General features: G+C 26.3%; 22 protein-coding genes and 3 pseudogenes. 8 read left to right on the top strand and 17 right to left on the bottom strand.

Annotated elements, in window-relative coordinates; translation table 4 throughout:
• Positions 1 to 9: 9 nt before the first annotated feature.
• Positions 10 to 165 (top strand): annotated as a pseudogene (locus tag SKUN_RS08685) (IS30 family transposase); the annotation flags it as partial.
• Positions 166 to 374: 209 nt separating this feature from the next.
• On the opposite strand, the gene SKUN_RS00685 reads toward SKUN_RS08685, so the two are convergent.
• The 9 genes from SKUN_RS00685 to SKUN_RS00650 all read right to left on the bottom strand — a co-directional run bounded on the left by SKUN_RS00685 (position 375) and on the right by SKUN_RS00650 (position 9779).
• On the bottom strand, positions 375 to 602 hold the full coding sequence (locus SKUN_RS00685) for a hypothetical protein (protein ID WP_053390431.1): 228 nt from the start codon (positions 600 to 602) through the stop codon (positions 375 to 377).
• A 188-nt stretch (positions 603 to 790) separates the two neighbouring features.
• Positions 791 to 1789, bottom strand: a complete 999-nt coding sequence (gap, locus tag SKUN_RS00680; protein ID WP_053390430.1) for a type I glyceraldehyde-3-phosphate dehydrogenase — start codon at positions 1787 to 1789, stop codon at positions 791 to 793.
• Positions 1790 to 2095: 306 nt separating this feature from the next.
• Positions 2096 to 2254: a hypothetical protein gene (locus SKUN_RS11695; RefSeq protein ID WP_158500724.1), complete on the bottom strand. Its 159-nt coding sequence runs from the start codon at positions 2252 to 2254 to the stop codon at positions 2096 to 2098.
• An 18-nt stretch (positions 2255 to 2272) separates the two neighbouring features.
• Positions 2273 to 3184: an ATP-binding protein gene (locus SKUN_RS00675; RefSeq protein ID WP_053391568.1), complete on the bottom strand. Its 912-nt coding sequence runs from the start codon at positions 3182 to 3184 to the stop codon at positions 2273 to 2275.
• Between the two features lie 28 nt (positions 3185 to 3212).
• The gene (locus tag SKUN_RS00670; protein ID WP_053390429.1) at positions 3213 to 4460 is read right to left on the bottom strand and encodes a DnaD domain protein; all 1248 of its coding nucleotides are present in this window, start codon (positions 4458 to 4460) and stop codon (positions 3213 to 3215) included.
• A 165-nt stretch (positions 4461 to 4625) separates the two neighbouring features.
• Positions 4626 to 5330, bottom strand: coding sequence for a folate family ECF transporter S component (locus SKUN_RS00665; RefSeq protein ID WP_053390428.1), 705 nt, complete (start codon positions 5328 to 5330; stop codon positions 4626 to 4628).
• Positions 5331 to 5333: 3 nt separating this feature from the next.
• Positions 5334 to 6458 carry a folylpolyglutamate synthase/dihydrofolate synthase family protein gene (locus SKUN_RS00660; RefSeq protein WP_053390427.1) on the bottom strand — a complete coding sequence of 375 codons (1125 nt, stop codon included), beginning with the start codon at positions 6456 to 6458 and terminating at the stop codon, positions 5334 to 5336.
• A complete protein-coding gene (gene uvrA / locus SKUN_RS00655) occupies positions 6458 to 9310 on the bottom strand; it encodes an excinuclease ABC subunit UvrA (RefSeq protein WP_053390426.1) in 2853 nt (950 codons plus the stop codon). The genes SKUN_RS00660 and uvrA overlap by 1 nt, the downstream gene beginning before the upstream one ends.
• Positions 9311 to 9455: 145 nt before the next feature.
• Positions 9456 to 9779: a hypothetical protein gene (locus SKUN_RS00650; RefSeq protein WP_053390425.1), complete on the bottom strand. Its 324-nt coding sequence runs from the start codon at positions 9777 to 9779 to the stop codon at positions 9456 to 9458.
• Positions 9780 to 9881: 102 nt separating this feature from the next.
• Between SKUN_RS00650 and SKUN_RS00645 the strand changes: the two genes are divergently transcribed.
• Positions 9882 to 10130, top strand: a complete 249-nt coding sequence (locus SKUN_RS00645) for a hypothetical protein (protein WP_053390424.1) — start codon at positions 9882 to 9884, stop codon at positions 10128 to 10130.
• Between the two features lie 66 nt (positions 10131 to 10196).
• A complete protein-coding gene (locus SKUN_RS00640) occupies positions 10197 to 10466 on the top strand; it encodes a spiroplasma phage ORF1-like family protein (protein WP_053390423.1) in 270 nt (89 codons plus the stop codon).
• A 78-nt stretch (positions 10467 to 10544) separates the two neighbouring features.
• On the opposite strand, the gene SKUN_RS09010 is transcribed toward SKUN_RS00640, so the two are convergent.
• Both SKUN_RS09010 and SKUN_RS00635 read right to left on the bottom strand, forming a co-directional pair.
• Positions 10545 to 10709 (bottom strand): hypothetical protein, encoded by a 165-nt coding sequence (locus SKUN_RS09010; protein ID WP_158500723.1) that lies wholly within the window; start codon positions 10707 to 10709, stop codon positions 10545 to 10547.
• A 390-nt stretch (positions 10710 to 11099) separates the two neighbouring features.
• A complete protein-coding gene (locus tag SKUN_RS00635) occupies positions 11100 to 12416 on the bottom strand; it encodes an Mbov_0401 family ICE element transposase-like protein (protein WP_053390422.1) in 1317 nt (438 codons plus the stop codon).
• Positions 12417 to 12531: 115 nt separating this feature from the next.
• Between SKUN_RS00635 and SKUN_RS00630 the strand changes: the two genes are divergently transcribed.
• The 4 genes and pseudogenes from SKUN_RS00630 to SKUN_RS11690 all read left to right on the top strand — a co-directional run bounded on the left by SKUN_RS00630 (position 12532) and on the right by SKUN_RS11690 (position 17061).
• Positions 12532 to 12951 (top strand): hypothetical protein, encoded by a 420-nt coding sequence (locus tag SKUN_RS00630; RefSeq protein WP_053390421.1) that lies wholly within the window; start codon positions 12532 to 12534, stop codon positions 12949 to 12951.
• Positions 12952 to 13011: 60 nt separating this feature from the next.
• Positions 13012 to 14268 (top strand): hypothetical protein, encoded by a 1257-nt coding sequence (locus tag SKUN_RS00625; protein WP_053390420.1) that lies wholly within the window; start codon positions 13012 to 13014, stop codon positions 14266 to 14268.
• Between the two features lie 340 nt (positions 14269 to 14608).
• Complete coding sequence (locus tag SKUN_RS00620) at positions 14609 to 15130, top strand: lipoprotein (RefSeq protein WP_053390419.1); 522 nt, start codon at positions 14609 to 14611, stop codon at positions 15128 to 15130.
• Between the two features lie 186 nt (positions 15131 to 15316).
• Positions 15317 to 17061 (top strand): annotated as a pseudogene (locus tag SKUN_RS11690) (spiroplasma phage ORF1-like family protein).
• Here SKUN_RS11690 and SKUN_RS11685 read toward each other — a convergent pair.
• Together SKUN_RS11685 and tpiA are read right to left on the bottom strand one after the other, a co-directional pair.
• A pseudogene (locus SKUN_RS11685) lies at positions 17045 to 18223 on the bottom strand (spiroplasma phage ORF1-like family protein); the annotation flags it as partial. The pseudogenes SKUN_RS11690 and SKUN_RS11685 sit on opposite strands and share 17 nt — an antisense overlap.
• A 123-nt stretch (positions 18224 to 18346) precedes the next feature.
• Positions 18347 to 19084, bottom strand: coding sequence for a triose-phosphate isomerase (tpiA, locus tag SKUN_RS00600; RefSeq protein ID WP_053390418.1), 738 nt, complete (start codon positions 19082 to 19084; stop codon positions 18347 to 18349).
• A 109-nt stretch (positions 19085 to 19193) separates the two neighbouring features.
• Here tpiA and SKUN_RS00595 point away from each other — a divergent pair, with 109 nt between their 5' ends.
• Positions 19194 to 19550 (top strand): rhodanese-like domain-containing protein, encoded by a 357-nt coding sequence (locus SKUN_RS00595; RefSeq protein WP_053390417.1) that lies wholly within the window; start codon positions 19194 to 19196, stop codon positions 19548 to 19550.
• On the opposite strand, the gene SKUN_RS00590 is transcribed toward SKUN_RS00595, so the two are convergent.
• From SKUN_RS00590 to SKUN_RS00575, 4 genes are all read right to left on the bottom strand, one after another.
• Positions 19540 to 20958: an APC family permease gene (locus SKUN_RS00590; protein WP_053390416.1), complete on the bottom strand. Its 1419-nt coding sequence runs from the start codon at positions 20956 to 20958 to the stop codon at positions 19540 to 19542. The genes SKUN_RS00595 and SKUN_RS00590 overlap by 11 nt on opposite strands.
• 64 nt (positions 20959 to 21022) lie before the next feature.
• Positions 21023 to 21958 (bottom strand): DNA-binding protein WhiA, encoded by a 936-nt coding sequence (whiA, locus tag SKUN_RS00585; protein ID WP_053390415.1) that lies wholly within the window; start codon positions 21956 to 21958, stop codon positions 21023 to 21025.
• A gap of 66 nt (positions 21959 to 22024) precedes the next feature.
• Positions 22025 to 24415, bottom strand: coding sequence for a preprotein translocase subunit SecA (gene secA / locus SKUN_RS00580; RefSeq protein ID WP_053390414.1), 2391 nt, complete (start codon positions 24413 to 24415; stop codon positions 22025 to 22027).
• A 121-nt stretch (positions 24416 to 24536) separates the two neighbouring features.
• Positions 24537 to 25775, bottom strand: coding sequence for a phosphoglycerate kinase (locus SKUN_RS00575; RefSeq protein ID WP_053390413.1), 1239 nt, complete (start codon positions 25773 to 25775; stop codon positions 24537 to 24539).
• Between the last annotated feature and the right edge of the window lie 26 nt (positions 25776 to 25801).

Raw genomic sequence — 25801 nt, 5'->3', positions numbered from 1 at the left:
GATACTACAAGTGAATTAAGAAAATTATTTTCTAAGGGAACTGATTTTAGTAATGTTACTCAGAAACGATTAGATTGGGTAGTTAATGATGTAATTAATGAAAAACTCCGACCGTGTTTAAATTGAATAATTGCAAAAGAAGTATTTTTACAGAATATTAAATAAATTTATTAATAAAAAAACTTAATAAATTATTTTTAGTGTGTAAATATATTTAAAATATAAATAAAAATTAAAAATATTTTTGATTTTTTTTAAATTTATGGTTGATTTTTTTAATTTTTATTATATTATTTAATTAATAAAGATTCGTTGCACTTCATTTTACACGTTTCAAAATAACTAAAATCTAATTTTTTATCATTTTGTAATAATTAATCAATTCGTAATAACAGTGTTTTATAAGTATCTGCCAAGGCTAATTCTAAACGATATGTAAAATACTCATCGGTAATAACGCATCCATTGTTATGAATTAAAATAACATTATCATATAATAATTGGATTGGGTTTGTTGAGTCATTAATTTTTTCTGTATTTAAAAATAATTTTAGTTGATCACAAATATTACTAAAATGCTTTTCTAAAATAGGATTTTTCATTTTTTGCTCTCCTTAATTGCTTTAATTGTCTCCATTATGAATAGTAAATAAACAAACTGATATTAACTATAGTTTGTTAGATTATTTTTATAATAGTAATTCTTATAAAAATATTATAGCATAAGAAATATCTTTTTTTATAAAAATAAAAAACACTAAAATATTTTTTAGTGTTTTGTATATTTTAATTAGACTGTCACAAAGTATAATAATGTACGTACCATTTGTGATACATATGACATTTCATTATCATATCATGCATATACTTTAACTAATTGTTTACCATCACGTTCAATAATTTTTGTTAATGTTGCATCAAAAATTGATCCGTGTGTTTCACCAATAATATCTGATGAAACAATTGGTTGTGTATTATAACCAAAAGTTTCTGAAGCTGCTGCTTTCATTGCATTATTAATTTCTTCAACTGTTGTTGTTTTTTTCAATTCAACTGCTAAGTCAACAATTGAACCAGTAATAGTTGGAACACGTAAAGCCATTCCATCAAATCGACCTTCCAATTGTGGTAATACTAATGCAACTGCTGCTGCTGCTCCCGTTTTAGTTGGAACAATATTTGAAAAAGCAGCACGTGCTCTTCTTAAATCATCATGTGCTAAGTCCAACAATCTTTGATCATTTGTTACCGCATGAACAGTTGTCATATATCCTTTTTCAATTCCAAATTCTTCGTCTAATACTTTTGCCATTGGTGCTAAACAGTTAGTTGTACAACTTGCCCCTGAAATAATAGTATCTTCTTTTTTAATTTCCTTGTGGTTTACATTATAAACAATTGTTTTAACATCGATTCCTTTCGCTGGAGCTGAGATTAAAACTTTTTTTGCTCCGGCTGTAAGGTGCTTTGAAGCACCAGCACGATCAGCAAAGAATCCTGTTGATTCAACAACAACATCAATGCCTAATCTACCTCATGGTAACTCAGCAGGATCTTTTTTGGAATAAACATTTATTTTTTTCCCACCAACAATAATAACGCCTTCTTCTGAAGAAATTTTTCCTCTTTTTCATCCTCCTTGAGCTGAATCAAGTTCTAATAATGTTGCTAAAGTTTTTGCAACAGTTAAATCGTTAATTGCAACAATTTCAACATTTTTTTCGTCAAATAATCTTCTAAAAGCTAAACGGCCAATACGTCCAAACCCGTTAATTGCAATTTTTGTCATCTACTTTTTCTCCTCTACATATATTTAATACCTTCTTAGTCTGCAATAAAAATATTGCATACTTACATACATTCTATAACCTATAGAGTCAATTTGCAAGAAAATTAGAAAATATCCAAATTAAAAGTTACTTTATCAGAAAAATAAAACCAAATAATAAATTTAATCTTTTTAACCAAAACGACCTATAATATAATCTTCTATTTTTGATTCACGATAATGAGAAAACAATAATGCTGTTTTATTATATTATATTAACTGTCCCATTCAAAAAAATGCAGTATAATCAAAAATTCGTAACGCTTTTTATAAAGAGTGCGTTACAATAATAATTGTAAAATTCTTTTTTAAATCGAAAATTAACTCTTCAACTTTAGCAGTTGCAATTAGATCTAATGCACTTGTTGGTTCATCCATTAACAAAATTTCTGGTTTTAACGCAATTGTACGATTTTTAGCAAGCACCCCAAACAGACAACATTCCTATCCTGTTAACTTTTCCACATAATACTCATCAGTTCTCCTGCTATTTCCCAACAATTCTAATTCGGTTGCTAACCCACGAATCCTATCAACAATTCTTAATGCTTTTACTTTATTAATTTCTTTATCATTAATTTCAGTTTTAACATTTGCATAAATCGTTGTTAAAGATGTTGTTGTAAAATTTGATGAAAAAAAAGTTGGCAGTCGACGACTAATACGGTCATTTAGAATACGAAATAATAAATCATCACGAACTCATGGAGAAACTGTTTCTCCGCCAATATCATCTAAAAATAAAACATCCGCTCCTAATAAAATTTCTACTAATGATGATTCACTATTAAAAAGATTAAATGATTCCTTTACTCGATTAATTAAATTAATTACTGAAATAAAAGCAACTTTACGATTATTATTTGCTAAAACATTAGCTAAGCGAATTAATAAATAAGTTTTGCCAACTCCTGGCTGACCATGAATATATAAACCTTTTTTTCGTTGACATTTAACAAAATTAATCATTTCACCAATAATAAGATGCATATTATTAAAATTTTCATCTTTTTTAATATCATTTAATCGTAATTTTAATAATTCATCACTAAAGTCATAATAAAGATAATTATTTCTAACTTTATTTTTTTCTTTAATAGCTATTGTATGATTACATTCAACTCGTGTTAAAAACAAATTATTATTTTCTTTTTTAATATAATATTTGTAACCTTTAAATGATTGTTGGCATAAAGATAAAGATGATGTTTTTTCACATTGATGATAATTTTTTAAATATTCTTGAAAGAGTCTCTCAAACTGTTGATAATTATTAATATCAAACGTAATTTCTTGTAAATTAAGTATTAACTCTACATTGTTTTGAAGTTGTTTTAATAAATTTAGTTTTGACATTGCCCCCATCTCTCTTTCATTTTTACTATTATAAATTTTTTAAATCATCTAATAATTGTGTAAGATCAACTTTTTTAATTCCTTGTTCTTGTCGTTTTTGTTCATAAATTTTATTATATTCTAATTCAGCCATATTATGTTTAACTATTTTTTCTTTCCATTGATATGTTTTTGTTTTAATATCATCTTTTGTAACTTTACTTTTTTGTGTTTTTGCATAAGCACCACGTAAATGCTCCATCGCTTTATCAACAGTATTAATTTGTAATTGATGAAAAGTGTTTGCAATTTTTTCACAATACTTTCTTTCAATTCGATGAGCATTTTTAAATCAAACATATTCAATTAAACAATTAACTACCCCTGGTGTTAATGAATAATTAATAATTAAATCGCGAATTAATTCAATTTCAATTGGTGTTGGCTTCTTATTTTCTCGTAGTAAAGTTAAATATTGAATTGGATCAATTGAAACCATTTCATTAATTTTTGCTTCTAACATGTTAGTTGGCTTAATAACATTTTCATTATTAACAATTAAATTTAATTGTTCTAGATTAAGTTGTTTTTTTAATATTGTTTTTTGATGAAAATCAGATAGTAAATGTTGAAATGTTTCATAATTAAAAATTCGTTCTTTGGCAGTTAACTCAATACTTTTATAAATAAAAATAGCAAGATTATTTGTTAAAACATTGTAATAATTTGCTAACTGGATAATTTTTTCACGATATGGTAAATATAATTTATGATTTGCATTTTTTGATTCTAAGTATTTATCAATATAAACAAAATCAAATGTCATTGTTTCATCACTTAATTGACCAGATAAATCATTATGCTTCTGTTTACGATCTTGCTGATTAACAATAAATTTAGCTTTAATAATTGCAAAAGATTTTTCTCCTACAATATTCAATAAATAATTTATTAAAATTTGATTTTCAAAAAAATCAATTGCGGAAATTGGTAATTGTGGTTTTAAAATATAGTGCTTTCCTTTTTCACGTTTTAAAATCTTTAATAAACCAATTGTTTCTAATTTACTTTTTGCTACTAAAAATTCATCATATGATATTTGTAATAATGTTAAAAGATTTTCTAAATGATATTTAGTATTTAATTCTAAGATGAAATCTTGTGCTGTTAAGGCAATATATAACATATGTGCTTTATCGCCAATAATTGGCCTATATAAACATAAAAGTAACATACGTTCATTGTCTGACAATTGATACTCTTGTTTAATTAAATAAGTAGTTTCTTTTTCCATCATTTTTCCGTTCCTCTTTGTTTAATTATTAATAATATTACAATGAACAATTAATAAGTAAATATAATTTGTTAAAATAATGCTATTAGCTGACTTATCCACAATCTTTTTTAAATAAAAAAGTTATAATTATTAAGTTTTTAAAACTTTTCCACATATAAACAACTTTTAACTATTATATCTTTTCTGTTTTTTAAATTTAATTGGTGTTAAAACTAATAATCCTTTTTGGGTGCATCATAAAGCAAGATTATGACGTGAAGTAATTAATTTATATAAAATAGTAAAACTTGAAATAACCATTGGTAAATAAATTGCCAATTGAATTGGAAACTTAATTGCTTTAATAACAAAAGTCATTGGGAAAAGAACTTGTTTTAGACCGATTGTATATAATCATAAAACATTAAATGCAAATGAAATTAAAGCAAACCCTATTGCATATAAGATAATTGTTTTTAATATTCAAAATTTATCAGTTTTAAATAAAAAAACCATACTTCCTAAAAAACCATATAAAGCAAGATTAAAGGAAAAACCAGTATGATATGTTCCACCAATATTTATCAAAGCCCCTAAAGCATCAGTAACAAGACCACTCAATACACCCAAAAATGGTCCAAATAACATTCCAAGCACAAAAATTAAAAAGTTACCTAATGCTAATTGAATTAATCTTCCTCCCATAAATGGGAACGGAATAGTATAACTAATAATATTTGTTAAAATAACAGATAATGCAATTAATAAACTTATAATTGTAATTGTTAAAATACTAATTTTTTTTCAATTTTTATAATCTAATAATATCCCAAGATAAAATAAAATAGCAATCCCTAAACAAGCACCAATATTTGTTAATATATATAGCATATTTTATACCCTCTCTAAATAAAACTGATAAACCAACGGAATAAAATATAGCGACCCACAAACTAAAATATTTTTTGTTTTATTTTGTAATAATAATTTTTTTCAATTTTTAACTTTGTTCTGCATCTTAATATTATTAATGTCTCATGACATTGGATGCTGAAATTCCGTAATATATAAATTATTGCCAAAATGTTCCTTCAATAAAATTAAATTTTGCATATAATCTTTTTTTTGTGAAGAAGCATATAATACTAATACTTCATTTCGATTCAAATTATGTAACATTTCAAAAGTATTAATACAGGCACGAATTCCTTCTGGATTATGTGCTCCATCAATAATAAAATACGGATTTTTACTTAGTTGGGTAAAGCGCCCTAAGACTGGGTTCACTTTAAAAAGCTCATAATTAATTTTAAACTTAAAAATTTTTAAAAACTTAATAACTAAGCCAACATTAAATTCTTGGTAATAATTAATTGCTTGTGAGTAAACTTCGCTTGTAATAATATTATCCGAATTATAATATTTTGCAATTAAATTAAAATGTTTTTTACAACTAGCACTAATAAAAAGTTGACAATTGTTTTTTGCAATTCCAACTTTATTTTGAATAATACTATCCAAAGTATTCCCTAATATCTCAGTATGTTCATAATCAATTGAAGTTAATAAAACAGCTAATTGATTATTAAAAACATTCGTTGCATCTAAACAACCACCAATTCCAGCTTCAATAATTGCAATATCAATTTTTTGCTCTAAAAAATATTTAATACAAATTAAAACTCAAATTTCAAAAAAAGTTAATTGATAAGTTTTAATTTCTTCTTTAATTTCTTTTATAATTCGTTTTAAATCACTATCACTAATCATCTTTCTATTAATTTTAATTCGTTCATTATGTTTTGAAAATGCTGGTGATGTAAAAAGACCTACCCGTTGATAATTTAACATTAACTGGCGGTGTAAGTAATTTGCAACTGATCCCTTTCCGTTTGTACCAACAACATTAATTACTTTAATTTTATTTTGTGCATCCGCATATTTTTCTGTTAATAATTTTGCCAAATTATATTTTTTTTGAAAAAACGTTGTCTTAAAAAGTTGTTTTTTAACATCCATTATTCTAACCTTTTACTTTTTAATAAAGGTTTTAAATATTGCGCTGTATAACTAGTGCCACTTTTTAAAACAAGTTGTTCTGGTGTTCCTGTTGCAACAATCATGCCACCACCAACGCCACCTTCTGGTCCTAAATCAATAATATAATCAGCCATTTTAATAACATCTAAATTATGTTCAATCGTAATAACAGTATCACCATTATCAACAATTTTATTCAAAACTACTAACAATCTGTTAACATCATCAACATGTAATCCCGTTGTTGGTTCATCTAATAAAAATAAAGTTTTTCCCGTTGTCCGTTTTAACAAAAAGGTTGATAACTTAACCCGTTGGGCTTCTCCACCAGACAATTCTGTTGCTGATTGGCCTAATTTAATATAACCTAACCCAACCTCTTGCATTGTTCCTAACTTCTGACTAATTTTTGGTTGTGTCGCAAAAAAATCACAAGCTTGATCAACTGTCATTTCTAAAACATCATAAATATTTTTATCTTTGAATTTAACTAATAATGTTTCATCATTATAACGTTTACCTTCACAAACTTCGCAAGAAACATAAACCGTTGGTAGAAAGTGCATTGAAATCTTAATAATTCCATCACCTTGACAATGTTCACAACGTCCACCTGGCACATTAAACGAAAAACGACCCTTCAAATATCCTCGTGCTTTAGCTTCATTTGTATCGGCAAATAAATCACGAATATCATCAAAAACTGATGTATAAGTTGCTGGATTACTCCGTGGTGTTTTCCCAATTGGATCTTGGGAAATATTAATTACTTTATCAATGTTATCAATCCCAAGTATTTTATCATGTGCCCCTGGTCGTTCAGTTGCTAACCCTAAATTTTTCTTAATACCCTTTCATAAAATTTCATTCATTAAAGTTGATTTACCACTTCCTGAAACACCTGTTAAACAAACAAATTTATTTAAAGGAATTGTAACATTAATATTTTTTAAATTGTTTTCTCGTGCTCCTTTAATTTCTAATACTAAGCCATTACCACCACGCCGTTTTTTTGGCACATCAATTGCTAATTCACCAGTTAAATATTTAGCAGTAATTGAATTTGGGTTTTGTTGAATATCATCAATACTTCCCGCAGCAACAACTTGCCCCCCATTAATTCCTGCACGTGGACCAATGTCAATAATATAATCACTAGCACGAATCGTATCTTCATCGTGCTCAACAACAATTAAAGTATTTCCTAAATCACGTAAATTTTTTAATGTTTCAATTAATTTATCATTATCTCGTTGGTGTAATCCAATTGAAGGTTCATCAAGAACATACAAAACCCCCGTTAATTGACTACCAATTTGCGTTGCTAATCGAATTCGTTGAGCTTCTCCACCTGATAATGTTGAAGCATTACGTGATAACGTTAAATAACCTAATCCAACACGACTTAAAAAATCCAAACGATTAACTAATTCATTAATAATTAATCGTGCAATTTCTTGTTGTGATTCTGTTAATTTTAAATTCAAAACTTCTTTTAATTCATCTTCAACAGATAAATCAGTAAATTCAGAAATACTAATATTATTAATCTTAACTGATAAAGGAATTTCATTTAATCGCTTTCCTAAGCAAGTTCCACATTTTTTATCTGTCATAAATTGTTTATAATATTCACGTTGTGATTCACTTGATGTTTCCGTATAGCGACGTTCAATTAACTGCCCAATTCCTTCAATATAATCGTATCCCCGCATAATGTTCCCGCTAGCTGTTTTTAAATTATATTCAATTGGTTCATCACTACCACGAATCAAATATTCTAGTTGCTCTTTTGTCAAATCACTGACGGGTTGTTCTAACACAATATGATAATAATTAGCTAAAACTTTAAACTTTTGCCATTCAATATTTGTTGTATTAACAATATTTTTTAAATAAATAATTGCCCCTTGTAAAATTGATAATGACCGATTAGGTATCAATAAATCTTCATCAACTTCTAATTTTACTCCCAATCCTTTACATTCACTACAAGCTCCTGAGGGTGAATTAAATGAAAATAATCGTGGTTCTAATTCCGGAATAACAAAACCGCAAATACTACATGAATAATTAGTTGAAAAAAGCATTTCCTTTTTTTGATCAGCAAAATCAATTTTTACTAATGCATTACCATATTTTAACGCTACTTCAATTGCATCATGAATTCGACTTAATAAATCTGCTGATTCTTTATAAACCAAGCGGTCAATAATAATATCAATATTTTGTTGTTTATTTTTATCTAATTCAATTTCTTCATCTAAAGTTTTGATTTCATCATTAACCTTAACACGAATAAAACTTTCTTGTTTTAAACGTGCAAATAAATCTTTAAAACTACCTTTCTTATAACGAACTACTGGCGACAAAATCATAAATTTTTCACCTTCTGTTAAAAGTTGTTTTAAATTATTTATTATTTCTTTAACTGTTACTGATTTAATAACCCCATGACCATTAATACAATATGGTGTCCCAACGCGAGCATATAATAAACGTAAATAATCATAAATTTCAGTAACTGTTCCAACAGTACTGCGAGGATTATGACTAGTTGTTTTTTGATCAATAGAAATCGCTGGTGACAAACCTTCAATTGCATCAACATCAGGTTTTTCATTTCCACCTAAAAATTGGCGAGCATAACTTGATAGACTTTCGATATAACGGCGTCTTCCTTCTGCATAAATGGTATTAAAAGCTAATGATGATTTTCCGCTTCCTGATAAACCAGTAAAAACAACTAATTTATCTTTAGGTACCTTAACATCAATATTCTTTAAATTATTCTCTCGAGCTCCTTTAACAACGATTCAATCTTTTCCCATTTTCTCACCCTCTTAATTAGTTTTTTTGTAAATTAGCATCATAAAATAATCTTATTTTTAAAAAAGAAAATTATAAATTTTTAATATATACAAATGATTAAATCTAAGTTTAAAAAAACTAACATTAACTGTCAGATTAATAAAATTAGTTAAGTTCTGTCACAATTTGACTTACTTTGGTTTCAACAAAATAAGCATATTCTTTAATTAATTCTTCTTGTCCTTCTAAAAAGAATAAAATTTTCATGATTTTTTCTTTTAGATCTGAAACTTCTTCATCACTACTATAATTTTCAATAAAATAGATTTCAACTAATTGCTCTGCAATTTCTTCATCAACAACTGATTGTTCATAATAATTATTGTAATTAGCTTCATTTAGAACTTCGCCAATAAAATCACGAAAAAGTTTATCATAATTAATTTTAGTTTTAATTTCTAATAATAATTCCTTTAATTCTGGTTTCATAACTTCCTCCCTTGTTTAAACTACTTATATTGTACTATATATCACAAGGAATATTTATATTTTCAATAGGATAATAAATAAAAGAGGGAGGATAATTCTACAATGAAGAAATGATTAAGTTTATTTGGTACAATTACATTAATTGGATTAAATGCAACAGAAATAGTAAGTTGTAAAGTTTATAATTTAGATGATTGTGAAAGAAAAGATATTGGTAATTGAAAACAAATGTGTACAAAAGACCAACCATTTAAAAAAGTTGACAATAAGTATTATGCTACAATTTGAAGAACACCAAAAGAAGATAAATGAAAAATTAGTTTGTTTAAATTTTCAAATAAAGAAATTTAAAATTTTGATAAGTATGGTAAATATATTATTCAATATAGTATTAAACAAGGATATAATTCAGGTTTATTGTTAGGTGAATTAAAAGATGATGGCGGAATTGTGTTAATTAAAAGATGAGAAGATGATTCAAAACAACAAGAGTTTTTTAAATCTTTATATAAATGAGAAGATAATACATCTATTCCATCTTTGCCAAAAATAGATGATAATGTTAATTTAATTTTTTCAATTAAAAATAGAGGTTATAAAAACTCTATTTTTTTTAAATTAAAATATGTTGTTGTACTTGTTTTAATTTTAAATCTTCCTCTTTCTCAATATCCTGAAAATTGGTAATCACCACCTTTAACATACAATTCATAATTAACACGCATTTTTAGTTTAACATCATCATTGTAAAATACAATTTGTGTTTTATACATGAATGTGACCAGTATTACTAAATTCAAAACTATCATAATTATCTTGTACTTGCTTTCAATTAGTTGCACCAAATGTTCCAAAATCAAATAATAAAATATCTTGACTATAATATTTATTATCAGGAGTAGATGATCATCCATCCCAAGCACTAATCACCCACTACCAATGATATCAGTTAAAATATTTTCACTTTCCATAGTTCATAATGATGTAGTTTCTTCATTAATTAAATAAATATTATCCTCAATATTAAATGCTTCTGGTATCATTACACTACTAATTTTATAATTTTTACCATATTCTTTTTTTGTTTTTTAGATCAGTGTGATGATGTTATTTTATCAGTTAAAGTAATCTGGTAGTATATATTATTTTGAGGTTTTTAATAAAATTAAGTAATTAGAAACAAATTAAGTTTCGCTTATGGTTAAATGATAACAAAGTTTATAAAAAATTCAACCTTTTTAAAAAATATAATTTTTAATTATGATTTTTCCACACTAAAAATTACTTTTTAAAGTTATTACTAATTTTAAAAAGTTTTTTTTATAAAAATAAAAATTGGTTTTGTCTTTGATTTAAATTAAAAATATTAAATTTAATTTTTTCTTTAATTTTATTAGTTTTTTCAATTTTAACTTCGTTAATTCTGCTATTAAGTCTTAACATTGAAGAAATTAACATATTATTAAATATTTCTTTACAATATATTTTTGCCCCTCGTCCTTTAACAGCCTTAATATAATGTGAAACATCACCCTCCATATGACAACCAATATTATATTCTAATGCTTGATTTTCAATGCCATCTTTATTATTTTTAATTAATTCAATAGTTTCTAATAAAAATTTCTTTTTGTTGTCAATAACATAGGGTAAATGACAAATTAAAAAATCTAATAAGACTACATAATTTCCAGTAAAAAAATATATTTTTGCTAATTTATATTTTAGTCTATTAATTTTGTTTTTATTTCGATATGAAAATAAATCCTTAAATCTTTTTACTAAATGGAATTTATCCAAACTATATGATACGGTGTTATTTTTATATTTTATTTTTATTGCGTTGTAAATTTTTTTAATTTGTTTTTCACCATCACTTAATACTAATATTTTAGTATTTTCATTAATATCATAAGTATTCATTAGTTTAAAAATTTTGTCAATAAAATTATTAAAACTAGATTTTTCATTTTTAGAAGTTTTATCCATCATTTGAAAAACACCCTTTTTATTTTTAATTACTTTTCTTGTTTTAGTTGATTTTTCTTCATCAATTCCAATATGCATAGTTGAAAAAAATATTTTCTTTTCAACTCTTTTTTTATTTTCTCGCATAGGAACAAAAGCTCCGTCAATTTGAATATATAAAACATTATTTGGAATTTTAATTTTATTGTTATTTTTATTGCTAATATAGTCAATTTTTTCTAAATTGGCATTCTTAAAAATATTAGATATTGTTTTTTCACTAATGTTAGCATTTTCTGTTGTATGCAAAATATCTTTATATCTTTTTCCATCACCTAAAAAAGAGATATATTTATCTCTTAAATTCTTTTCAACTCTTTTATATTTTTTTAAACCTAATTCCTCATCTAAAGGATAACGATTTATATATTTTTTATTTTCTTCTTCATATTTAACATATCTTCGTCTTTTTATAGGAATATTTCCATACTCTGTTTGAATTGTTTTTGGTAATTTTGATACAACCTTATATCCTTGTAATATTTGTCCTTGTTGATATAATTTAAATATCTCATTATCTCTATTAATTAATAAATTTTTAACTTCATTTTGTGTATCGATTGTTTTATTTTCTTTATAATTTTCTAACAAATTCTGTTTTAACTCCATCTTAATTATTCCCTATCTTTAAAAAACATTTTTAATATAACATTATTAATATTTAATTTGATATTTGATAAGTTTATTTATCTTATCATAAATTTAAAAGCAAGGAGATTTAAAAATGCAAGATTTTACTAAAATTAATAACAAAAAACGGATTACTAGTTATGAACATTTAAATAAAAAATATGATTTAAATTTTAGTGACTATAATTTTGGTTTTGACTGAGAAGTATTTAAAGACTTTGTTGGTGATAGTTATGCCCGTTATTTTACTTCGCCAAGTTTTTTTAAGTTTGTGTCTGCTGGTCGTGGTACTAATAAAACATGAAATCATATAGCAGAAAAGTTATTTTATGCTTGTAATTTTAGCGATGCTTCATCCAACATTTTACGAAGATATGCTAACACCCACGAAGACACTACTTTTGGAGATACAATTAACGTATGTAATTATTTATATGATAAATATGGAGTTGATTTGGGGCCTGACAATGAAAATGGAATTATTTGACCTAAAAATGTTAAAGAAGGTGGATAAATTGTTTTTCCTAGTGGTGTTCGTATTGCTTTTGCTGGTTATGCTAATGGTAATAAAATTATGGGTAAAGTTGGGAAAGGAAGCGGTATTATAACAGCATGAACTGATGAAATGATACATGCTGAAGAAAAAGAAATATTAACTGATAAAGAATTAGATAAAAGATATAATAATTTAAGAATTTCAATGTTTCGTTCTAAAAGTTTAAAAGTATCTTATGAAAAATATACCGATGAAAATAATAATGAACAGTATAATTTAGACAATCCTATTCCTATAAAAGAATTATCTTGAATATTTAAAGAATGAGATAATATAACAAAACAATATATAACAGTAACAACATATTTTCATAAAATATATTCTAATCAATTTACTTTTAATCCTTTTGATAAATACCACGTATTTTATGAAAAGTTTGTAACACCATATTTACCTTTAAATGAAAGAATTAAAACTATTTTAAAAGAACATAACCAAATATATTCAGAAAATAAACAAGCATTTAATGGTTTAGGTGTTTTTAATTTACGATTAACAATGGGGGCTGTTTGAAATAAAATACCTAATATTACCAAAAAACTTGTTTTAACAAATAAAGAAGAACGACCCGATTTATTTGAACTTGAATATTACGGATTTGAATATAACGACAATGACCCTAGTATTTATGTTTTACGAAATTATCGTAAATATATTAAAGAATATAATTTACAAGATTTTTATAATGCAAATACAAAACAGTATCAATTTGACAGTTATTCAATTGGGGTTGATTATGCTAATGGTAGTGAAGACCATACAGTATTTTTATTTAGTGGATATAAAATTAATGAAAATAATGAATATGATAAATATTTAATTGAAGAAAATGTTATTACACCTAAAAATGCAATGAACTTAAATGATTTAGTTGAACATTATGGACAATGAATAATTAATACATTTGACAAATTTGATGGTTTTGAATATGCTACATTTCATTATGATATTAATGCACATGATTTTATGCAAAAATTACAAGAAGATATTTACCCTTATTTAGGTTATAAAATTAAAATGTTTAAAGCTAAAAAACATCAAACATCCCTTAATAAAGAAGCAGGAATAATTAATCGTGTAACATGAATAAGAAAAAAGTTTGTTCAAGGCAAAATATATGGTATTTTAGACAACTTCCCATTTTTAGATAAGTGCATTAGTGAATTAAGGTTTAGCGATACCAAAACAAACACACCTGATAGTAAAATGTACCACGACCCATATGATGCTTTGTTTTATGGTTCTTATCCGTATCGCTTTAAAATGGGATTATAGGTAATATATTTTGGCCGAGCGGTTGATTTTCATAAATTGTTGTGATAAAATGACTTACAAGTTAAAAAAAGTTTTTTGCCACTTTTCAAAAAAAATTGGGAACCTTTATAAAATTCTTCGCTTAACGCTTAGAATTTTTCCCAAATACTTTGAAAAACACGAAAAATTTTTTTTAAACTTTAAGTTATTTTTCACAAAATTATCGAAAATCTCCGCGAGGCCAGATTGACCCATTTATAATTAACAAAATTTCTTTCAAAATCTTAAATAATGCTTGCATATATATAAGTATGTTAAAAATAACGTATAAAGAGATTTAATGAAAGGAAATAAAATAATAATGAAAAAGATATTAAGTCTTTTAGGTACAATCACTTTAATTGGAACAAGTACAACCAGTTTAGTTGCTTGTAATACATCACAATATAGCAAAGATGAATTAACAAAACTTAAAGCAGAAAATAAAATAGATACTACTAATCAACAAATTAAAGACAACTTAGAATGAATAGCACCACAAGAAAAACCATTTAAAAATAATGTTGATAATAAATATTATTTTGTTGTGTGGCGTGGTAAAAAAACTAATGATTGAAGAATTGTTAAATTTAAAAATGATATAGATTTAAACATTCCAGCAGGAAAAAGAACACTTGATAATTTGAGTGGTTATGATTTAAATTTAACTAATTCAGGTATTAAGGATATTAATTTAAATATATTTAAATCTGGTATTGCTTCATTTTCTCACTGATGAAATAGAAATGATGATTATTTTAAATCAGTTTATCGATGAAATAGCGATACATCAGAACTTAATTTAATGGTTGACAAAGATGGTAATTTAAAAGTTATTGAATAATAAAAAGTCATTTATTAAAATGACTTTTTATATTTCTAATGTAATTAATGATAGTTTTTCATTATTTTTATTAAATAATTGTAAATTATTAATATTAATTTTCTCTTTTTCTGTAAAAATTGTAATATAATAATTTCCATAACCTTTTATTGTTTCAAAAACATTGTATAGTTAGGAGTTAAGTTTATGAAAAAATCGTTATCTTTATTTGCCATATTTATTTTAATTTTTTTAGGTTTGGTTATTCCATTTATTACTTTAACGGCGTTTAGACCGTTAAATGAGAAGTATTATACGCTTAAACAAGAGAATAGTACTGGTAAAGGTATTAATGAAACTGATTTTATTAATACAATGTTTTTACGCAGCAGTTTTTTGAAAATTGGTCTGAAACAAATTATTTTATTAATCCAACTTTAAAAACATCAAAAAAATTATTGTTTAATGATAAATGGTATTTGGATTTTTTACAAGATAGTTATTCAACAGGAGTTGTTTATGATAAACCAAGTTCATCTTTTTTTAGTTTTTATCAAATGTGAGATAGTTGAAAAAATACATATATGGTTAAAAAATTTTATGATGTTAAAAAGGAAAATTTTTTAAATGATTTAACTGATTTTATTTATGCTTTTGCCGTAAAATATAATATGTATGATGTGTCTAAAAAAATTGTCGACAATGTTGGTCGTTATAAAGAAAATCGTTATCCAAGAGTTAAGTTAAAACAAGATAATTGAAAATTAATTCCTAGGGATAATGATGTTTTAGTACCACCCAAAGTAATTGATTCTACTGATAAAAATAAATATGTAAAAGAAGATGATAGGAAATATATTGTAATTTATCCATATCTAATCCAACAATGAAACATAATTAAAACAGATACAAAAAATATTAATAATACCTTAGCATGAAGTTCCAAAGCAATAATTTATTATTGAGATGGCGTTGGTGAACCACAATTACCAACAATCAACGAAAACACCGGTGAAATTACTGATTGAAATACTTATCAACAAAATTTTGTAAAAGAGTTTATTAATTTTTCTTTAATTGCTGTTTTGCAAGAAAATATTAGAGTTCAATAAGGTGGTAGTGCGGATTATAAAAATCCGAATAAGGTTGGAACAAAACGGATAATTTTTGATTTTGAGACAGTTGATGAATTAGATGTTAAAAATATTAAAAAAGCAATTTATCGGATGATTTTGACTGTTGAAGAAGCAAATACAATTATTTCCGGTAGTTTAGAGTTAAATAATGTTAATAGTGATGATTTAAGTTTTAATTTTAGTTTTATGCGAACAATAACGGGTGAAGTTTTTAATTTTAATGGTTAAATTTATTCATCATTAAATAATAAAGATTTAAGATATTATCAACAGTTTAACGGTCAATTTGATTTATATAATTTTTTACAGTCGTTTTTTGCGAGTGCTTTGGTGTTTGATATTCGTTATGGTGAAAAATGTATTGTGGGAGGATATAATGGAATTGGAAAAACAACCTTTCTAAATACTTTAGCAGGAAATATTCCTAAGTTAGGTGGAACATTAAAAATTGGTAATGGAGTAGTTATTGCGTATTTTCATCAAATTGAACAATTAATTGATATGACACCAATTGAATATTTAAAAAACTTACATCCAGGCTTGAAACAAGGGCAAATTCGAAGTATTTTAGCCAACTTTGGCGTTAAAAGTATTTTAATGCAAAATCAGATGACAAAATTGTCGGGTGGTGAACAAACAAGGGTTAGGTTATCGGCATTATCTTTATAACCATGTAGTTTACTAATTTTAGATGAACCAACGACGAACCATATTTATGTTTTGGCCAAAAAAGTATTGTTAGAAACAATTCAAGCTTTTGATGGAACAGTTCTAATTACAACGCATGATATTAATTTTATTGCAATTTATCATTAATATTTTCACTCAATAAAATATTATTAAAATTTTGTAATTTCAAAGCAAAAAAGTTAACTAAAACAGTATCATATTGCAAATTATCAATATAACCATTTTCAATAAACGAACTACGATTTTGAAACACAAATGTTAATGGATTAATTAAAGGAAACTGATATCCTATTGCTAATTGCTTTGCACTAATAATAGTCGTACTAGCTAGTCTCTTATATTTAAAAACAAATTTTGGTGTTTTTAAATCATGCCTTTTATAAATTACCTCAATTTTATTAATTTGTTTTTGCCGTGACTGGGCACTTCTTGTTGTTTAAGCACGCGCCTTATTTTTTGCGACATAAGTTTCCAATTTTTTAATTAAACGTTCTTGCCCTTTTTGTACTTTATCATATTGTTCATTTTTTAATTCACTTAATACTAAATATTGTTGATAATTACCAACATAGCGATTAATGCTTAAGTTTTCAATAGCATAAATCACTTTTGCTACTTTATTAATAAAATCAATATCATGCGAAACAACTAGAAACGCTTTTTCATAATTTTGTAAAAATTTGGCTAATCATTCAACTTGTTATAAATCTAAAAAGTTAGTTGGTTCATCTAATAACAAAAAATCACTTTCTAATAATAACTTTGCTTAATAACTTTGCTAGTATAACTTTTCCTCGTTGACCACCCGATAATTCGGATAATTTAACATTCAATTTTTCTGGATCAATTCCTAAACCATCAACTAAACTACGAATTTCTTTATCAATTGTTTCAAAACCATTTTAATCTAAGTGTTATTGTAATTTTATTGCTTTGACAAGTTCATCCTCATCATAATTAAAACTAATTTTTTCATAAATTGCATGAATTTTTTCCTCAATTTCAAATAAATGTTGATATGTTAATTTTAAAAATTGATCAACTATTAATGTTTCATCTAACTCTTGGTGTTGGTCTAAATAACCAATTTTTACTATTGGATTCAACTCAATGTTTGCTTCATCAGGAGTAAGTTTTCCATAAATAATACCTATAATGTTGTTTTCCCTGTTCCATTTGCTCCAATTAAAGCTAAATGTTCACCTTTATTAATTCGAATTGCTGAATTTTTATATAAAACTTTCCAACCGTTAGCATGACTTAAATTTTCAATATTAATTAAACTCATTTTAACCTCAATCCTGTATTCCAAAATATAATTATATCTTATTTTAATAAAAATAAAAAAAGATTAAATTACTCAAGGTTAACTTCTGAAAATAAAATCTTATTTATTATTTTTTATTATTAATTATTTTACTAACCCTAAAAAATTTTTCGGTTCTAAACTAGCACCGCCAACCAAAGCACCGTCAATATCTGGCTGAGCTAATAATTCTTGAATATTTTCCGGTTTAACACTTCCTCCATATTGAATCCGTATCATATTTGCTACTACTTCATCATAAAGATTAGCAATTTTTGCTCGGATTATTGCACAAACATTTTGTGCAATCTCAGCTGTTGCTGTTTTCCCTGTCCCAATTGCTCAAATTGGTTCATAAGCAATAACAATTTTTTTTGCATCTTCAAAATCAATACCTTGTAATGCTTTTTCAATTTGTGTTTCAACAATTTGCTGTGTTTCATTGTTTTCATATTGTTGTAATGTTTCACCACAGCAAATAATTGGCACCATTCCTTTTGCTAAATTTTTTTTTGCTTTTAAGTTTACTGTTTCATTTGTCTCATTAAACATTTCACGACGTTCTGAGTGTCCAATAATAACATGTGTAATCTTTAAAGTTTGCAACATTTCAACTGAAATTTCACCAGTAAAAGACCCAAAATCTTCATAATGACAATTTTGAGCCGCAATAATTAAATGATGCGCATGTTGTTTTGCCACTACTAAATTAACAAATGGTACTGCAATACCAGCTTCAAGTTTTAAATCATGGCATACATTATCAACTTGTTTTAAAAAGTCAATTGTTTCATCCGTTGTTTTATGCATTTTTCAATTTCCAATAATAATTGGTTTTCGCATTCTTCTCCCTCGTTTCTATCTAACATTTTAATTATATACTTAAATTTTAATAATTTCTTAATAAAATATTAACTTTCTTAATGTTATAATGTTTTATAGAGGTGAAAAAATGTTTTTATCAGCATTTGAAATGAAATACAATACTAAATCAATTAAAAGACTACCAAAAATTAATAATTCAGATAAATGGTTAATTATTGATATTCGTCCAAAAGAAGAATGAATTGAAAGTCATATTATTAATAGCATTAATATTCCTCATCATCTTTTTCGTTTAATTTATTCGAAAAAAGTAACTAAAAATAAAAAAATTCTTTTTGTTTCAAGTGCTGGCCATTCTCATTTAGATTTATACCGTTTATTAAAAAAACATAATTTTAAAGTTTTTATTCTTCTTGGTGGATGAAAAAAAGTTCATCAAACTGATGAACTTGACAAAATTCTTACTTATAATCTTATTGATTAACATTATTAATCAATGGGGTTTTTATTTTTATTTCACCAGCAGGTGGTGTTGCTTTATGCCATAATAATAATTCATTAATACTTCATATTACTAATGTTCCCCCAATAATAATTAATAAACTATATAAAGTTTTATGATTACTACTATAAGCAAAGAAATTATACATAATATAACCTATTGAACCTATTAACAAGAAAAGAGAAAAACCAGCATAATAATACATTCCTTTTACTTTTGCTACTTCTACTCGCTTTGTATAACTATTAACACAAACAGCAATAATTAAACTAATATAACATAGAAAAGCAGTAAAACTAACGGCATTAGAAGAAAGATCTAATAAATACATTGGATCACCTATAACGCCAAGACTAACTCCCATTAATATTAAATTAAAACAAACAGTAATTGCCATTTGAATCAAGCCAATTTGTTGATAACGTAATTCTTTCTTTCCAATATAAACAAGATTTTCTTCTTGCACTGTATGTCCAAATGAAGGAGCTACAAAGGTTAAACCATTAATACTCATTAATGCTGTTAACATAATAAAACACATTAAGACTTTTACAATTGGGCCACCAAGGAGATTTTTAAATAAAGTAAAAACACTACCATTATTTGTTCCTAAAAACAAAGAAATAACTTCTAAAATATAAAAAATAGTAATAAATAACATTGCAACAAATAATGCTTTTGGAACAACATTTTTGTTAGAAACTTCTTTTTGTAATCCTGCAGCATAAATAAAACCATCAAATGAAAATAATACTGGTAAAATCCCCATAAAGAATTTATCAAACTTTAATTCCCTAAATTTATCAAAAACATTATTTTCAATTGGAACAACAAAGCCTATAACTAGACTAACTAGTAAAGGAATAAATTTAATAAATGTTCCAATTGTTTGAACTCATTTACCAATATTTCGGAAAAAAATATTTATTAAGTAAAATAAAATTAAAATAACAAGGCCAACAGCAATCGCAATTATATGTTGTGTTTCCTTACTAATGCTTTGCACTTCTAGTGAATCAAACATTGCATTAATACTAAAAATTGGAAAAAGACCTAATAAAATTGGAAAATAAAAAAAGATATAAAATAATGCTATTAAACTACCAACTCGCCGACCAATTAAAATATTAGCCCATGATGGTAATGTCCCATGTCCACTTTTAGTTTTTACTGATGTAACTTCAATAAAAACCATAATCATTGCCATTCCTAAAATTCCAACTAAAATCCATAATCCAATTGATAAATAAGGATTTTTAGTAAAATATAAAAGATGTCCTTCTGAAGTATCATTTTTTAAATAAATTCCAATTCCAATTGTAATTCCAACCGCTGTTGAAAAAACAGTTAAAAATTCAAAAAATTTAACGTGCTTTTTAGGCTTTCCCATTAGTTTTTCCTCCATTTTTAATGACCTATTTTAATAAAAAATAATAGCTAAATTATAACATAAATTATTTTATATTTTCATAATATTTTTTCTTAATTTCACGAAATAAGTGGTTTACTCCCGATTTTGAAATTTCAATACTAGTTTCATTTTCTAATAATGCTGACAAATCTTGCAACGATGCATCGGGGTAAGCAATTCGTAATAAAGCTACTTTTTTGGTATTTTCATTTAGTTCATCAAACAAATCATGTTCAAATAAATAATTAATCATTGCAACTTGTTCTTCCCCGGCTTTAATTGCTTTTTGTTGATTTGAAATTTCAATATTATTTAAACGATTAATACTATTAACCATATCCCTTGAAATACGAGTATTTTCAAAAGCAAGGACACTATTAATTGCATCAATTAATTTTAAGAAATCTGAGACTAAAATTGATTTTTTTAAATAACAAACATAACGATCATGACGGACAATTATCTTAAATGGAAAATGAAATTTATGCAATAATTTTTGAAAATATTGTGCTGAAACTTCATCATTAAACTGAACTTCTAAATGATAATTACTTGTTTCTGGTGAATTAACACTACCACAAGCAACAAAAATGCCTGCAATATAAGCACGTTGTTGTCGTTCATTTCATTCTGATGGGATGGCAACAATTTTTTGATTAGTTTCTGCATCAAAAATTTGTAGGTCTTTTAATATTTCAATAGCTCGTTCTTTAATTCGTAAACTGAAGGTTTTGCTATTTTTTAATTTTGTGCCTTGAACAATAATGATGTTAATTTTAACTTTATATAAATTTTTTAAAAACATATAAATTGTTCGAATAATTAGGTTACTAATTGAGGTTACTTCAAAGTTAAAAAAATGATTACTAATATTTAATGTCATATTATATTTAACAAAACCAGTTAAAAAAGCTTTCTGACACATTTGGTCAAATTCTTTTCTAAAAATTTCCTCTTTTACTTCCAACGCAAAACTCATCTTTATCCCCCATTCTAATTTAATAATACAGAAAAAAACCACTACTTTAGCACAGTGATTTATTAATTACCCTTTTTGTTTAAATTCTCGAATTTCTTGTTCTGAATCATGAAACGGTTCAGCTTGAATATTACCATCAATTTTGCGAATAACAACATTTGCTAATTTAATTACAACTTCATGTGCAATTGATAATTGCATATGCTCAAATAATTTTGCAGCTTCTTCAACATAAGCGTGTAATGGATTTGTTTGAGCATAACTTCGTAAGTAAATTCCACTTCGTAATTTACTTGCTTGATCAATATGTTTTGTTCAATAATCATCAAACGAAGTAATAATTGCACTTCGTTCAATTTGATTAACAACATCAACAGGAACATCTTTTGTTAGCGCTAAATAAAATTCATTCATTTTTGTTGCCACATATTTAACAACTTCTTCTCGCTTCATTTTTTTCATGGCTGCTTTATCTAACACATTAGCTGCAACAACTTTATCACTAATTCCCTTAATTAAGTCATCATAATGAATAAATCATTCCCCATGCGATTCATTACCAAACATTTTGGTTAAATCATAAGCTGCCGAATATTGCATTTTTTTAATAATTGGTTTTAAATCAGTTGCTGTTAAAATTTGATCACGTCGTGCATACATTGCTTCACGATGTTGTGCTAAAACATTATCATAATCTAAAATATGTTTTCGTTGATCAAAATTCATTCCCTCAACTTTTTTTTGTGCATTAGAAATTGCTCTTGTTAACATTCGTGATTGAATAAAATCCGAACCTAACCGAGCAAAAATTCGACGTAGGCGATCCCCACCAAAACGCATCATTAATTCATCATCCATCGCAACATAAAACCGCGAAAAACCAGGATCTCCTTGTCGTCCCGCTCGCCCTCGTAACTGGTTATCAATTCGACGTGCTTCGTTTCGTTCAACCCCAAAAACAGCTAATCCTCCAATTTTTTTAACACCATCACCTAACTTAATATCTGTTCCCCGACCAGCCATATTTGTTGCTAAAGTAATAGCTCCTTTTTCACCAGCTTTTGCAATAATGTCTGCTTCACGCTCATGATTTTTTGCATTTAACATTTCAAATTTTAAGTTAGCATTTCGTAAATAATGCGACACAATTTCTGATGAATCAACTGAAGTTGTTCCAATTAAAATTGGTTGTCCATTTTCATGCAATGCAATAATTTCTTTCATCATTGCTTGCATTTTTGCATCACGATTTAAAAACATATAATCAGCTTCATCACGACGAATTAATGGGCGATTAGTTGGAACTTGAATTACACGCATATTATAAATTTTAATAAATTCTTCTTCCTCTGTTTTTGCAGTACCAGTCATCCCACTTAATTTATTATATAATCGGAAAAAGTTTTGGTAAGTAATTGTTGCCATTGTCACTGTTTCTTCTTCAATATCAACACGTTCCTTTGCTTGTAATGATTGTTGCAAACCATCACTATAAGCACGCCCCGGCATTAAACGGCCAGTAAACTGATCAATTAAAATAATTTCATTATTTTGAACAACATATTCAACACTATTTTTAAAAACAAAATTAGCTTTTAAAGCATTTAGGATTAAATGGTATAATTCAGTATTTTTAATATCAAATAAAGAATTAATTGAAAAAATTTTTTCTGCTTTAGTAATTCCTTCTGGAGTTAAATAAACTTGTTTTGTTTCTAAATCAATTTCAAGATCATTCTCTCGTGATAATGATTTTGCAAAATGATCAGCTGCTTGATATTGCGGTGTTCGGTTTTGACGTCCCCCAGAAATAATTAATGGCGTTCTTGATTCATCAATTAAAATTGAATCAGCCTCATCAATAATGGCATAATTTAATCCTCGTTGGACTTTCTCGCTGTAAACTTTTACCATATTATCTCGTAAATAATCAAATCCTAATTCAGGATTAGTAGTATAAGTAATATCACAACTATATGCTTCTCTTTTTGCATCTTTAGTAATATCACGAGAATTTAAACCAACTGTTAAACCTAAAAAACTAAAAACTTGACCATTAATTTCTGAATCCCGTCTTGATAAATATTCATTAACAGTAATAACATGAACACCCTTACCAGTTAAACCATTCAAATATGTTGGCATTAAAGCAGTTAAAGTTTTTCCTTCCCCTGTTTTCATTTCAGCCACATCACCTTCATGAAGAACAATGCCCCCAATTAGTTGGACACGATAAGCATGTAATCCTAAAATTCGACGAGCTGCTTCACGGGCAACAGCAAATGCTTCAACCAAAATATCATCTAATGTAGCACCTTCTGCTAACTTCGTTTTAAATTCATTTGTCTTTTCTTTTAATGCATCATCATACAATGCTCGCATTGTTTCATCTAAAGCCATAATTTTATCTGCTATTTTCCCATGTTTTTTTACAATTTTACGATCGCTAACTGCCATTCAACTATCTCCTCTATTATATATAATTATAAACATTCAAATTTATTCTATCATAAAAAACAATAGTTAGCATAGTTATTCCATTTTGACAAAAAAAACGACATTTTATTGTTTTATTATATTATTTATTTTGAACAGCTTCAATACCAGGCAGTGGTTTCCCTTCCATATATTCTAAGCTAGCACCACCACCAGTTGAAATATGCGTAAATTTATCTTTATATCCTAATTGAATTGCCGCTGCAGCTGAATCGCCTCCTCCTATTAAAGTAAAGGCTCCTTTTAGTTTAGCAATTGCTTCACAAACAGCTTTTGTTCCAATACTATAATTTTTAAATTCAAAAACTCCCATTGGTCCATTTCAAGCAACCGTTTTTGCATCCGCTAATTCTTTTTTAAATAATTCAATTGTTTTGGGACCAATATCTAATGCCATATAACCATCATTAATATCCAAACCTGTTGTAACTTTTGCTGGTATATCAGCAAATTCAGATGCTTCTAATGAATCAATTGGTAAAATAATTTTTCCTTTTGCTTTTGCTAAAAAGGTTTTAGCAATTTCAACATTATCAACTTCTAATAATGAATTTCCAATTTTATGACCTTGAGCAACAAAAAAAGTATATGCCATTCCACCACCAATTAAAATCTTATCTGCTTTTGTTAATAAATATTCAATTACCCCAATTTTATCGGAAACTTTTGCGCCACCAATAATAGCAACAAATGGTTTAACTGGATTGTCTACTCCTTCTGACAACATTTTTACTTCTTTTTCCACTAAAAATCCTAAACATGATTCAGCAATATTTTCTGCAATCCCAACATTTGAAGCATGAGCACGATGCGCAGTTCCAAATGCATCATTAACAAAAACATCACCTAAACTTGCTCAATATTTCCCTAAAGCAGAATCATTTTTGCTTTCTCGTTTTGCAGTTGCTTTACCATCACTATCAACACTAATTTGACCATTACTATCAATAATATCAGCAAAGCGTGTATTTTGAAATAAAATTACATCTTGATTATGCATCTCATCAATAGCTTCTTCCAATTGTTTTCCTTCAAAAGCATTAATAAACTTAACTGGTTGTCGTAATTTTTGTTCTAATACCTTTGCCACTGGCGCCATATCACGTTTTTCTAAATCATCAGCTGTTTTAACTTTCCCTAAATGAGAAAATAAAATTACTTTTGCTTCTTGTGCTAACAAATATTTAATTGTGGGTAAAGCTGCAGTAATCCGATTATCATCAGTAACTTGCCCATCCTTCATTGGCACATTAAAATCAACACGGACTAAAACTTTTTTTCCTTTAACTTGAACATCTTTTAATTCTTTTTTGTTTGTCATAAATCCTTCTCACTTTCTTTTTCATC

It is taken from the genome of Spiroplasma kunkelii CR2-3x (assembly GCF_001274875.1).
In the GTDB taxonomy this organism is placed as follows: domain Bacteria; phylum Bacillota_I; class Bacilli_A; order Mycoplasmatales; family Mycoplasmataceae; genus Spiroplasma; species Spiroplasma kunkelii.
Note: the sequence above shows the minus strand (reverse complement) of the source record. Positions and strands in the feature narration are given on the sequence as shown.